This is a genomic window from Neobacillus drentensis NBRC 102427, assembly GCF_001591445.1.
In the GTDB taxonomy this organism is placed as follows: domain Bacteria; phylum Bacillota; class Bacilli; order Bacillales; family Cytobacillaceae; genus Neobacillus; species Neobacillus drentensis.
The window spans coordinates 1-12697 of the sequence record NZ_BCUX01000025.1; the positions used below are offsets into that span (position 1 = coordinate 1).

The window sequence follows — 12697 nt, forward strand, 5'->3', positions numbered from 1 at the left end:
CCCATTATAATTAAATCCAACAATCCTTGTAATCCCAACATAATCCACGTACTAAATCACAACAAATTCACACACCCTCCAAAAATTATTTCATACCCTATGTTTTTTATAATGTTTGCACCTCTAAAGTAAACCCGTTATTTTTTTTCGTTGAGGGCTCTTTTTTTTTGATAAATTTTCTACGGTATATTTTATAAAAAAGTGTTTAAAATCACTTGAAATAACAATTTTTCACCAATAACACCTTGAAAATAGAGGGAAACCCTCGTTCATAATTTGGTAACAAGTGATCTTTAATTTGTGATGTGCGTCACAGTTTGCCTTGTCATATCATGGTTTAAATAAGGTATGGATTAACAAAATTCATCTCAAAACCTCTACTTTAAGTTAGATGAACAGAATAAAAATCGGTTCAACTAACATTTTTTTTTGAAATTTATGTGAACGAATTCACATTTTATCCACATTAAAAACCAGGTGAAAGGAAGTAACTAAATGAATAAGTACATATTGATTGTCAGCATACTCCTTGCTTTTATGTTTCCTTCTAATACCTTGGCTGAAAATGAAAGCCTTTTAAGTTTGGAGGAATTGTCCATTCAAGTAATGCCGGAATATACCTATCATCCCAACGATAAACAGAAGGATCACGTACCACTATTAATTGGGTATCAAGGGTCAATGGTCAACAACACGGACCATCCCCAAATAGGAAAGATTGAAATACCTCTGCCAATGAAAGAGAAAGATTTTCGAATTGGTTATGTTGCCGATTACTCTAATGATTTAAGTAAGGCATATGAAATTGAATATATAATTGACCCTGTAAAAGGGACCATTTCCTGGACTACTAGCGAAGAAATCGGACCGAAAGAGCGATATAAATTTGTTATCGAGTATTATTCAGAAAGCATAAAGGTAAAAAGAGATCTAAAAACTCTCCAGTACAAATTTAAAAGTTTTGCTGATATTGACTTGGTGAATGTCATTTTTACAACTCCAGATAAAGTAGAAAAAGTGAAAATAACGCCAATCCCTTCAGAAAAAGATAATCACGGGGATGAGAAAAATACATACTCCTATCTTTTTCAACATGTAAAAGCAGGGGAAGAAAAAAACTTCACCCTTACCTATGAACGAAGTGAATCCAAGCCTACCTCTGAGCTTATGAATTCACAAACCAAAAAGATAAAGGATGAGAAATCAAATCGTCTTGCTATCGGTGCTTTCAGTGGGATCAGCGTCCTTTCTGTAGGTGCACTGTTATTTTTGATAAGGAAGAGAAAGTGAAACTGTAATCCATTTGGGCTTAAGGTACAGAAATGTACTTTAACTATATAAAAAAGAGAGAAAATAATTTTCTATGGGAGGTGAAGTAAATGTTTAAAAAACTGCTAAAAATGGACAAAAAGTTTTTAATTGTGTTGGCGCTTTTGATTGGTGTGTTTTTATCTTTTTCTACGGTAAAAACAATGGCCTACCTGGATTCACCAGGTTTTTGTCAAAACTGTCATACGATGAAATCCGTTCATAAGTCATTCATGGATTCTACTCATTCGGATTTACAGTGTAATGACTGCCATCTGCCACATAAAAGTGAGGTGGGTAAGTTATTCTTTAAAGGCCGCGCAGGGATGACACATATTTATTTCAACACACTGGGAACGAAGAAGATACCAGATGTGATTGAGGCGACGGATCGAACAGAAAACATCATGAATGATAACTGTATTTCCTGCCACAAAAGTACGTTAGACAATGTATCGCATGATGCAAAGGAAAAATGTATTTCCTGTCACAAAACAGTACCACATGGGAAAGGCTTTAAAGATGATCATTATAATAAGCCACCTGTTTCAGGAGAGTTATTAGAAAATAAGGGAGGATTTTAGAAATGGGAAGGTTTCGAAATGGGGCATATCTTCTCCTGCTAGCTTTGATACTGATTATTACTGGATGCAGCAGCAACGACTCCAGTGAGAAAACAGCATCTGCTGCAGGTAAGAAGACAACAGGCCTTTCAGCCGATGAAATTAGTAATGAAGCGTTTAAGGACTTATTTCCGCTACAATATAACAGCTACAAGAAAAATGAAAAAATGGAAGATACAACATACGGCGGTTCCGTTAAACGCAGCAAATTCGATCCAGATAAAGAGCCATTACTGCCAATCCTGTTCAATGGCTATGGCTTTGCAACTTACTATACTGAAGATCGTGGTCATACTTATGCATTAGAAGATATTCGTAATGCTCCTCGGATTACCGATAAGTCTGTTGGTTCTTGTTACACATGTAAATCAACAGCTGTGCCAAAAATGATCGAAGAAATGGGCGACAGCTATTGGGGCGCCAATTTTAACAAGGAAATCTGGCCAAAGGGTGAAGCAATGGGCCACTCGCCAATCGGCTGCTCCGACTGTCATGATCCGAAAACAATGGACTTGCGTGTTACCCGTCCAAGTTTCTATAAAGCGTTGGAAGCAAAGGGTGTCGACACAACCAATCCGACGAAAAACGATATGCGCACCTATGTTTGCGGCCAGTGTCACGATGAGTATTACTTTGCTTCTAAAAATAGTGAAGTTACCTACCCGTGGACAAAAGGCTTCAAGCCGGAAGATATGTATGAATACTATAGCACGATTGCCAAAGAGAATGGTTTTGAAAAAGACTGGATAAGTAATATTTCTGGAGCACCAATGTTAAAGTCGCAGCATCCTGAATTTGAAACGCATTCATCAGGAACACATGGTAAAGCCAATGTATCCTGTGCCGATTGCCATATGCCATATGAGCGTGTCGATGGAAAAAGAAAAATCACGTCACACTGGTGGACTTCACCACTTAAAACGATGCAAACTTCATGCGGTCAGTGTCACGGCGACCGTGATTTAGATAAATTGAAAGATCGTGTCCTTGAAATCCAAGAAGCCAATTTCAGTGCATTACACGAAGCGCAGGATATTTCAACGACCTCACACTATTATGTAAATAAAATGATAACTTCTGGTGTGAGTCAAGAAAAAATCAAGCAAGCGCAAGAATTTGTTCGTAAGGGCCAATGGTTCTGGGATATCATTGCAGCTGAAAACTCTACCGGTTTCCATAATCCACAGGGTTCGATGGATTCACTTAGGGAATCAGTTGTCCAATCGAACAAGGCTGTCCGTCTTGCCACCGAAGAACTTGTGAAAAAAGGCGTCAACATGGAAGAGTTAGATAAGGAAATTGAAAAAGTGAAGAAGGCTGTACTCGACGAAAAAGTCAATGACAAGAAAAAAGATGCGGCAGTCAATTCCTATTTCCCTGCGCAAGCACCAGTTGTACCGGTCGTACCGAAAAAATAAACTTTGATTTAGATTTTCTGAAGGAAAAAATATAATATCGTTGGGGAAACACTGTTGCTCTTATGAGGACAGTGTTTTTTGTGTTTGCGGTAATAAGTTTTTTGCGGAGATTAGGGTTTGGCGGAATAAATGTAGACTTGGCGGAATAAATGGCGAGGTAGGCGGAATCCCAGCCCGATTTGGCGGAATAAATTTGAAAGTTGGCGGAATCCCGGCCCAATTCGGCGGAATCAGCTTAATATACTTCAGAATTATTTCAAGATTTCACAAATTTTCTATCTAATACGCCGAATCATAGCCCACCAATCCTGGAAAAGAAAAAGGATTGCAGCATACTGGAAAAAGGAATAGAATAAACTTTTGGAAATTGAAATAGTGAAATGTGAAGGGGCGTTTTTTTATGCCACGTGCCTTATGGCTCTTAATAATCGGGATGGTAGTTAACGTAACAGGCTCTTCATTTTTATGGCCTTTAAATACAATCTATATTCACGACCATCTAGGGAAGTCCTTATCAGTAGCCGGAATTGTATTAATGTTAAATTCCGCAGCCAGTGTGATCGGCAACCTTTATGGCGGCAGCCTTTTTGATAAAATAGGCGGCTATAAATCTATTATTCTAGGAATTAGTATCACGCTTGCGGCCCTTATTGGCTTAACATTCTGGAACGGCTGGCCAGCATATATTATTTTCCAAGTCATTATCGGATTTGGTACGGGGATTATTTTTCCATCGATGTATGCAATGGCAGGTTCGGTTTGGAAAGAAGGCGGTCGGAAAGCCTTTAATGCTATTTATGTTGCTCAAAACCTTGGGGTAGCCTTAGGAGCATCACTTGGAGGAATTGTTGCCGCACATTCCTTTCAACTCATCTTCCTAGCCAATACCATTATGTACGTCCTCTTTTTACTAATAGCGCTATTTGGCTATAAGGGAATCTTAGTGAATTCAGGAAAACAAGCAACAATTGATTTAAATGCTCCAACCGTTAAGAACAGAAAAAATTTATATTCCTTATTGATCTTGTGCACAGGCTATTTGCTGTGTTGGGTGGCCTACGTTCAGTGGCAAACAACGATTGCCTCGTATACACAAGAAATTCATATTTCACTAACGCAATATAGTTTATTATGGTCGATAAACGGAGCACTAATTGTCGTTGGTCAACCGTTATTAAATGGTGTGTTGAAGCATCTCAAAGCCACATTAAAGCTGCAAATGATTATTGGAATTGGTATTTTTATTGTTTCATTTTTAGTTGCAGGGAAGGCCACGATGTTTTCAGGTTTTCTTGTTGGGATGATTATCCTAACCATTGGTGAGATGTTCATCTGGCCGGCTGTGCCAACAGTTGCTTTCGACTTAGCACCGGAGGGCCGCGAAGGCTTCTACCAAGGAATCGTCAACAGTACCGCAACCGGCGGCAGAATGATTGGTCCTTTATTGGGGGGGATGCTCGTTGACCTATACAGCATGTCCGTATTATTTACCGTATTAATTGGTTTATTCATAATTGCAATTGTCACTACTCTTTTATACGACCGTCGCTTGAAAGTCGAAAACAAAGTGAGTGCAGAGGTAGTCTAGATTTGGAGAACTTCCTGATGATTAAAAATACTATTTATTTTTGCCACAGTTATTGATACTGTGGTTTTTTTATTTTAATAAAAAAATGAATAATCTAATAAGCTATCTTTCTGACTTATTTGTAAATCTATTTATCTTTTGATGCTTTTGAATTTTCTAGTATTGTTTTTTTGTATTTCTCAGCTTTTCGGTATTGTGAAGGAGATAGATTCGTCACACGTTTAAAGGATTGAGCAAAGAATGACTGGGATGAAAAGCCGGTTATAGTTGATATGTCTGAAATTGGGTAATTGGTAGTTTCTAACAAAATTTTACTTTCCCTGATTCGGGTTTGTATTAAGTATTCAATCGGTGAAACGCCTACGGATTTCTTGAAGGAATGGGCAAGATAGTATTTATTGATATGACCGGCCTCTGCTAAAGTATCTAGATTGATCTCTTCGCGAAATTGCTGTTTAATGTAATTTTTAATAAAAGCCACATCTTTACTAATCTTTTTAGTAGAGGTTTTCTCCAAGTTAAATGCTTTTTTCCTCATCATTTTAAGAAGTAAAATTTCTAATATGTCTTGTATGATCAACTCATAATCTTCCTTTTGGTTTTCCACTTCCTCAATCAATTGCTGGAGGTAAAAAAGATAGACGTTTTGCTCCTGTTTGTAATTATAAAAAGTGACCTGTAATCCCGGATCATCCGGAGATGAAAAGGCGAGACCTTGGATGCCCAGTGCAATATATTCCAGTGGGTGATCGGCACCGGACTTTTCCGTATGTTCGGCATTCGGGTTGATGACAATTAAATCATGCTCTTTGACTGGGATTTCTTTTTTTGAAAAAATGAAAGTCCCTTTGCCTTTAGTAATATACAAAATTTCTGTAAAGTGGTGTGTATGATTGGTGCTATGCCAATCTTTATCATATTTTGCTTTTGTTATATAGAGAAGTTTTACTGTTAGATGGCCCCGCTGAGATTGCGGAACCTCATAGATTTCATTTGACAAATGATTCCCCTCCTTGTGAAAGCAAATAATTACCTAAATTATAAGTTTTTTAGTGATATATATCAATGGAAAGCAAGATACCTAAAAAACAGAACAAGATGTTTATTGTGAAAGCGTTTTTCCAACCGTATACTTTAGCTATAAAGAAATAAAGGGAGGATCAATATGAAAAAGAAACTTTTGATGGCAGGTTCGATTGTGTTGTTATCGCTGGGGTTAATGGCCTGTAGTAATGATAACGCTAAGGTAGATTCAAAGAACGTCAAAACCTCTAGTGAACAACAGACCCTTCATGTGGCAGCGTTAGAATCAGCTTACGGTAAAGATATGTGGACCAAAGTTGTCGACGCGTATGAAGCAGCAAATCCGAAGGTCAAAGTGGAATTAACAGTGGATAAAAATTTGGAAGAAGTAATCAGCCCAAATATGAAAGCCGGAAACTATCCGGATGTAGTCCTATTGGGAACGGGTAGAAAACTGGCTCTTCCTGAAACAATGATCAAAGATAATGCGTTAGAAGATATTACGAGTGTACTAGATAAAAAGGTTTATGGCGAGGATGCCAAAGTCAAGGACAAATTGATTCCGGGATTTACGGATACCCTTGTAACGAATCCTTACAATAATGGCAAAACTTATTTGGCACCAATGTTCTACAGCCCTACAGGATTGTTCTATAATGCAGGATTGTTAAAAGAAAAAGGTTGGGAAGTACCGACAACTTGGGATGAGATGTGGGCCTTGGGCGATAAAGCCAAAGCAGAAGGAATCGCTTTATTCACCTATCCAACCACCGGTTACTTTGATGCCTTCTTCTATTCATTACTTTTTGAAGTAGGCGGACCGGACTTCTACAATAAAGCGATGAGATTTGAAGATGGCATTTGGGAAACTCCTGAAGCAACAAAGGTTTTTGAAATTGTCGGTAAATTAGCAAAATACACTGAAAAAACCACTGTGGCAAATGGAAATGATAAAGACTTCACTAAAAACCAACAATTGATTTTAGACAACAAAGCACTGTTCATGCCGAATGGTACTTGGGTAGTCGGTGAAATGAAAGATGCACCTAGGGCTGATGGCTTTGAATGGGGCATGACCGCTTTACCAGCCATAGAAAAAGGCGGCGATCGCTACGCATTTACGTTCTTTGAACAAATGTGGGTACCGTCTGCAGCTAAAAATAAAGATGGTGCGAAGGATTTCTTAACGTATGTCTATTCTGATGAAGCGGCAGCTATTTTTGCAGAAGCTGGTGCGATTCAACCAATTGAAGGTATTTCCAGCAAACTAACAGGTGACAATAAATTATTTTATAGTATCTATGATAATGGAGCAAAAGCGGGTATGGGCGGGTTTGCTGCAACGGATGCAGTTGAAGGTGTCAGCATGGCTGATACATTATTCGGCACTGTCAACAGTATTGTTTCTGGCGATAAGACTGTGAAAGATTGGCAAAAAGCTGTTGAAAAAGTGAGTGACCAATTACGACCTGCATTAAAATAAACGACCATATAATTTTCACTAAGTTATAACGGTGAGTTACCTTCCTCACCGTTATATTTTATTAATAGAGGTGAGGTAAATGAATAAGAAGAAAGAAAGAAGATTTTTTATCTTCGTTTGTACGGCACCGGCACTTATCTTGTTATCGTTATTTATTCTTGTGCCTACGGTTGAAGTATTTCGGATGTCCTTGTATAAATGGGGTGGATTTTCAAATAACCAAGTATTCGTCGGGTTGGAGAACTTCAGAAAGTTATGGAATGATTTGAACTTCTTTCGTTCTCTCCAAAACAGTATTTTATTAATTGTTGTTGTCACACTCTTCACGATGGTGTTGTCCGTTTTATTTGCAACCTTGTTATCAAGAGAGAAACTGAAGGGCAACAACTTTTTCAGAATTATTTTCTATATCCCCAATATTTTATCAATTGTGGTCATCGCCGGTATCTTTTCAGCTGTTTATGATCCATCAACAGGGTTATTAAATAATTTACTTGCTGTATTTAAACTTGAAAGCCTTCAAAAAATGTGGCTGGGCGATCAGAAAATTGCGATTTACAGCATTGGCGGTGCTCTTGTTTGGCAGGCTGTTGGCTACTATATGGTTATGTACATGTCCAGTATGGCCAGTATTCCCGAAAGTTTCTATGAAGCGTCCTCATTGGAAGGTGCGGGACGAATTACGCAATTTTTCAGTATTACCTTGCCGTTGATTTGGAATAACATTCGGACAACGTTAACCTTCTTCATTATTAGTACGATTAATTTAAGTTTTCTTCTAGTGCAAGCGATGACTGGCGGCGGGCCTGACGGGTCGACAGAAGTATTTTTAAGCTACATGTATAAGCAGGCTTACACAAATTCTTCATATGGTTATGGTATGGCAATTGGGGTAGTAATCTTCTTATTCTCCTTCGCTTTATCGGCTATTATTAGCCAGGTCACCAAACGTGAAGTGCTTGAGTATTAAGGGAGGCCATGGACGATGAAAAAATTTAAAGACATGAGTGCAGATACCGTTTATCGCTTGTTTATCTACGTGGCTCTGATTACATTAGCAATTTCGATTGTTATCCCTGTTGCATGGGTTTTCTTAGCTTCGATTAAGCAAAATGCCGAGTTTTATGGCAGTCCATGGGTCATGCCGAAAGGTTTCTATTTTCAAAACTTCATAGATGCTTTTGAGAAAGCAAATATGGGTTCGTATATGTTGAATTCTATTATGGTGACAGCCTTGGCGCTGTTAATCTTACTAGTTGTCGCTGTGCCGGCATCCTATGTCTTGGCAAGATATACCTTTAGAGGCAGTAAATTAATGAATACCTTGTTTAAAGCCGGATTGTTTATCAATGTGAACTACATTGTCGTTCCAATCTTCTTGATGCTATTGAAAGGGGATACATTCTTACGAGGACAATTTGGAGACGGGTTCTTATTAGACAATTTATTTATTTTAGCAGTGATCTATGCGGCAACGGCTTTGCCATTCACCATTTACTTAATGTCCAGCTATTTCCAAACGCTGCCATCTACGTTTGAAGAAGCAGCGTTTATCGACGGCGCCGGCTATTTTAAAACGATGATTAAAGTTATGATCCCGATGGCCCGGCCAAGCATCATCGCTGTCATCTTATTCAATTTTCTCTCCTTTTGGAATGAATATATTATTGCCCTGACATTGATACCAGGTCCGAATAAAACATTGCCTGTGGGGCTGATGAACTTAATGGCGGCGCAAAAATCTGCTGCAAACTACGGCCAAATGTATGCGGGGATGGTGCTGGTTATGCTGCCAACCTTGATTTTATACATTTTGGTACAAAAGAAATTGACGCAAGGAATGAGCCTTGGCGGATTGAAGGATTAGGAGGATTTACATGAACAAGAGTAAAGGGCGCGTTACCCTGCCAAGTGAGGAAAACTTTCTAACGGAAACAAAGGAATTGTTGGATCGTTGGGGTGCGGATGCGATTCGCGATAGTGATGGAACGAAATTAGATGATGATATCAAACAATTAGATGCAAAAATTTATACGACTTATTTTGTCGCCCGTGGACATAACGAGTTTGCGGAGAAGCATCCGGAAGAATGCCAACAACTTTATTTGATGAGCTTGTTCAATACTGCACTTACGGACACGCTTGAAATTGATTTTATGAATGGGTATTTTGCGGAACAATTGCAGCCGGATTACATTCATGATCCTAAGAAATACTGGGAAGTCATCGACAGGACAACCGGAGAAGTGCTCGACACGAGTGATTGGGAAGTAATTGAGAAGACCAATCGTGTCTTGATCTCTAATGCGATTCCTTGGCATGAATACACCGTGTCATTCTTAGTTTATGCGATCTGGGATCCCACACAAATGTACAATCATATTACCAATGATTGGGGTGAAAAGCCGCATGATATTCCTTTTGATGTTAGGCAGCCCCACTCCAATGAATATATGAAAACCTATTTAAAACAATGGCTGAAAGAAAATCCGGATACGGATGTGGTTAGATTCACCACGTTTTTCTACCATTTTACACTAGTGTTTAATAATCTTGGCAAAGAAAAATTTGTCGATTGGTTTGGTTATGGTGCCAGTGTTTCTGTGGCTGCTCTGGATGCTTTTGAACAAGAAAAAGGCTACCGTTTAAGAGCGGAGGACATCGTTGACAAAGGCTATTACAATACATCTTTCAGAATTCCGACGCAATCTTATTTGGACTACATCGATTTTGTACAAAAGTTTGTTGCTAAGGAAGCTAAGGAGCTTGTCGACATCGTTCATGAAAATGGCAAAGAAGCGATGATGTTTCTTGGTGATAACTGGATTGGGACAGAACCGTACGGAAAATACTTCGAGAGTATCGGATTGGATGCAGTGGTCGGCAGTGTCGGAGGCGGGGCAACCTTAAGGATGATTGCCGATATCCCGCATGTCCGTTACACAGAAGGAAGATTCCTGCCATACTTCTTCCCGGATACATTCTACGAAGGCAACAATCCCGTGATTGAAGCCAATGAAAACTGGTTAACGGCCAGAAGAGCATTACTTCGGAATCCTGTCGATCGGATTGGCTACGGAGGATATTTAAGCTTGGCTTATCAATTCCCGGAATTTGTCACCTATATTGAAAAAGTGACCGATGAATATCGTGAAATCTATGAAACAATTAAAGGCATCAAGCCTTATACGGGCATGAAAGTCGCGATTTTGAATTCGTGGGGTGGCCTTCGGACTTGGCAGACCCATATGGTGGCACATGCTTTATGGTATAAGCAAATTTATTCGTATTTAGGTGTTTTGGAGTCTTTAAGCGGAGCTGCAGTAGAAGTCACGTTTATAAGTTTTGATGAAGTGATCAACCATGGTGTACCGAAGGATGTTGATGTCATCATTAATGCGGGCGATGCCGGGACTGCTTTTTCCGGTGGTGCGAACTGGGCCAATGAAACGTTGGTCACCACAATCAGAGCTTGGATTCATAATGGCGGTGGCTTCGTGGGGATTGGAGAACCGACTGCCTATCACCACGGAGGCCATTATTTTCAATTAGCAACGGCACTGGGTGTTGACAAAGAACTGGGATTCAGTTTATCAACAGATAAATATTTTGTCACTCCTGTTGAACAGCATTTTATTTCCGCTGATTGTACCCGATTCGATTTTGGGGAAGGAATGAAAAATATTTATGCGTTGTCTGAGGAAACAGAAATCATCGAGTACTCGAATGGGGAAGTCCATCTTTCCAGTCATGCTTTTGGAAAAGGCAGAGCCATCTATCTAGCGGGTCTTCCTTATAGTGAAGAAAACACTCGTCTCTTGATGCGCGCGTTGTTCTATGCTGCCCACAAAGAGGAAGAGTTCCATAAATGGCATGCCAGCAACATCTATTGTGAGGTCCATGCATTCCCATCTGCTCAGAAAGTGGCGATTGTCAACAATTCACTGAAGGAACAAACAACGTTTGTTTATGACGGGCAAGGCAACTGTAAAGAAGTAACATTGGTACCTAGTGAAATCCGCTGGGAGGAGTTTTCAAATGAAGCATAAAGGTCTAGTCATTATAAGGATTGTTGTGTTCATCATTTGTCTGGCGTTAATCATAATCGGTCAAAAGACAGCCGGTAAACTCGAACTCGGTATCATGTCAGTCGGATTAGCCGGCCTCTTGGGTCTGATTTACGATTATAATCGAAAATTCATATAGTGATTGACAGTAAAACTTTATTGAGCCGAATTAGGTGCTTCATTAAAGTTTTACTTTTTACAAATCGTCTAGAGGCTTAAATTCAAAATTAGAGGTGCGGACAAATGAAAAAAGCAATCGGGATTGATATTGGCGGGACAAAGATTGCAGTGGGAATCATCTCGGATTCGGGCGAACTGCTTGAACGTGCGGAAGTAAAAAGTGATTCTTCAGACAGGGAAAAAATGTTTGATAGAGTCGTAGAAGCGGTGGATCAAGTTCTTGAAAAATCATCTCTATCCATCATTGATATCGAGGGTATTGGCGTTGGCGTACCAGGAAAAGTGGACCGTGAGAAGGGCATCGCTGTTTTTCAAAGTAATTTGCCTTGGCAGCAGTTTCCGATTACAGCCCGTTTACAGGAGCGATTTGGTACTGAACGGATCACGATTGACAACGATGTCTATATGGCGGCTTATGCAGAATGGATAGCAGCACAGGTAAAAAGGGCGGAAACCTTTGTCTACGTGACGATTAGTACGGGAATCTCCTGTTCTATCATCCACAAAGGTTTATTTTTTAGAGGAGCAGGATTTGCCGGGGAGTTGGGTCTGATTCCGGTGCTTTCGGAGGGTGTCAATGAACGGTTGGAAAAACTCGCTGCCGGACCAGGGATCCAGAAATTAGCCAAAAAGGGATTGTTAGTAGATACCCTTTCAACCAAGGATGTTTTTACTGGCTATCTAAATGGAGTACGGGAATACCAGCCAATTATAGAAGAGATGACAGGACATTTAGCTCAAGGCCTTTATACGATTTCTTGTCTTTTGGATCCACACAGAATGGTTTTCGGCGGCAGTGTCATCGTGAATAATCCTTTTCTGCTTGCGTTAATCAAAGAAAAGCTAAAAATCTATCAGATTCCTGAACAACAGCACCTTTTAGCTCAAATGAGCATTAGTACATTAGCACAGAATAATGGGATTATCGGTGCGGGATTACGAGTATTTGAAGGGATGGAATGAGGAATCGCCGGTCTTCGTTCGTTAAGAGAATGATTGTAGAGGAG

11 protein-coding genes are annotated in these 12697 nt (G+C 39.6%); 10 read left to right on the plus strand and 1 reads right to left on the minus strand.

What is annotated here, in order from left to right; genetic code table 11:
• Positions 1-495: 495 nt before the first annotated feature.
• The 4 genes from BDR01S_RS13660 to BDR01S_RS13675 all read left to right on the plus strand — a co-directional run bounded on the left by BDR01S_RS13660 (position 496) and on the right by BDR01S_RS13675 (position 4937).
• A complete protein-coding gene (locus BDR01S_RS13660) occupies positions 496-1290 on the plus strand; it encodes a hypothetical protein (RefSeq protein WP_066258282.1) in 795 nt (264 codons plus the stop codon).
• An 89-nt stretch (positions 1291-1379) separates the two neighbouring features.
• Positions 1380-1892, plus strand: coding sequence for a NapC/NirT family cytochrome c (locus BDR01S_RS13665; protein WP_066258280.1), 513 nt, complete (start codon positions 1380-1382; stop codon positions 1890-1892).
• A 2-nt stretch (positions 1893-1894) separates the two neighbouring features.
• A complete protein-coding gene (locus BDR01S_RS13670) occupies positions 1895-3349 on the plus strand; it encodes an ammonia-forming cytochrome c nitrite reductase subunit c552 (protein WP_066258278.1) in 1455 nt (484 codons plus the stop codon).
• Between the two features lie 400 nt (positions 3350-3749).
• Positions 3750-4937 carry an MDR family MFS transporter gene (locus BDR01S_RS13675; protein WP_066258275.1) on the plus strand — a complete coding sequence of 396 codons (1188 nt, stop codon included), beginning with the start codon at positions 3750-3752 and terminating at the stop codon, positions 4935-4937.
• A 127-nt stretch (positions 4938-5064) separates the two neighbouring features.
• On the opposite strand, the gene BDR01S_RS13680 is transcribed toward BDR01S_RS13675, so the two are convergent.
• Positions 5065-5937, minus strand: coding sequence for an AraC family transcriptional regulator (locus BDR01S_RS13680; protein ID WP_066258272.1), 873 nt, complete (start codon positions 5935-5937; stop codon positions 5065-5067).
• A gap of 165 nt (positions 5938-6102) precedes the next feature.
• Here BDR01S_RS13680 and BDR01S_RS13685 point away from each other — a divergent pair, with 165 nt between their 5' ends.
• The 6 genes from BDR01S_RS13685 (at position 6103) to BDR01S_RS13705 (ending at position 12653) form a co-directional block, all read left to right on the plus strand.
• On the plus strand, positions 6103-7443 hold the full coding sequence (locus BDR01S_RS13685; RefSeq protein WP_066258270.1) for a carbohydrate ABC transporter substrate-binding protein: 1341 nt from the start codon (positions 6103-6105) through the stop codon (positions 7441-7443).
• Between the two features lie 79 nt (positions 7444-7522).
• Positions 7523-8413, plus strand: coding sequence for a carbohydrate ABC transporter permease (locus BDR01S_RS13690; protein ID WP_066258268.1), 891 nt, complete (start codon positions 7523-7525; stop codon positions 8411-8413).
• 15 nt (positions 8414-8428) lie between these two features.
• The gene (locus tag BDR01S_RS13695) at positions 8429-9310 is read left to right on the plus strand and encodes a carbohydrate ABC transporter permease (protein WP_066258266.1); all 882 of its coding nucleotides are present in this window, start codon (positions 8429-8431) and stop codon (positions 9308-9310) included.
• Positions 9311-9320: 10 nt separating this feature from the next.
• Positions 9321-11492: a 1,3-beta-galactosyl-N-acetylhexosamine phosphorylase gene (gene gnpA / locus BDR01S_RS13700; protein WP_066258264.1), complete on the plus strand. Its 2172-nt coding sequence runs from the start codon at positions 9321-9323 to the stop codon at positions 11490-11492.
• On the plus strand, positions 11482-11649 hold the full coding sequence (locus tag BDR01S_RS25780) for a DUF6903 family protein (RefSeq protein WP_169801439.1): 168 nt from the start codon (positions 11482-11484) through the stop codon (positions 11647-11649). The genes gnpA and BDR01S_RS25780 overlap by 11 nt, the downstream gene beginning before the upstream one ends.
• Positions 11650-11753: 104 nt before the next feature.
• A complete protein-coding gene (locus tag BDR01S_RS13705; RefSeq protein WP_066258261.1) occupies positions 11754-12653 on the plus strand; it encodes an ROK family protein in 900 nt (299 codons plus the stop codon).
• The last annotated feature ends 44 nt before the right edge of the window (positions 12654-12697 follow it).

Excerpts from the sequence above, each read along its gene's own strand:
- BDR01S_RS13660 (WP_066258282.1), top strand. The coding sequence starts at position 496 with ATGAATAAGTACATATTGATTGTCAGCATACTCCTTGCTTTTATGTTT.
- BDR01S_RS13705 (WP_066258261.1), top strand. The coding sequence starts at position 11,754 with ATGAAAAAAGCAATCGGGATTGATATTGGCGGGACAAAGATTGCAGTG.
- BDR01S_RS13675 (WP_066258275.1), top strand. The coding sequence starts at position 3,750 with ATGCCACGTGCCTTATGGCTCTTAATAATCGGGATGGTAGTTAACGTA.
- BDR01S_RS13690 (WP_066258268.1), top strand. The coding sequence starts at position 7,523 with ATGAATAAGAAGAAAGAAAGAAGATTTTTTATCTTCGTTTGTACGGCA.
- BDR01S_RS13685 (WP_066258270.1), top strand. The coding sequence starts at position 6,103 with ATGAAAAAGAAACTTTTGATGGCAGGTTCGATTGTGTTGTTATCGCTG.
- BDR01S_RS13695 (WP_066258266.1), top strand. The coding sequence starts at position 8,429 with ATGAAAAAATTTAAAGACATGAGTGCAGATACCGTTTATCGCTTGTTT.
- gnpA (WP_066258264.1), top strand. The coding sequence starts at position 9,321 with ATGAACAAGAGTAAAGGGCGCGTTACCCTGCCAAGTGAGGAAAACTTT.
- BDR01S_RS13670 (WP_066258278.1), top strand. The coding sequence starts at position 1,895 with ATGGGAAGGTTTCGAAATGGGGCATATCTTCTCCTGCTAGCTTTGATA.
- BDR01S_RS13665 (WP_066258280.1), top strand. The coding sequence starts at position 1,380 with ATGTTTAAAAAACTGCTAAAAATGGACAAAAAGTTTTTAATTGTGTTG.
- BDR01S_RS25780 (WP_169801439.1), top strand. The coding sequence starts at position 11,482 with ATGAAGCATAAAGGTCTAGTCATTATAAGGATTGTTGTGTTCATCATT.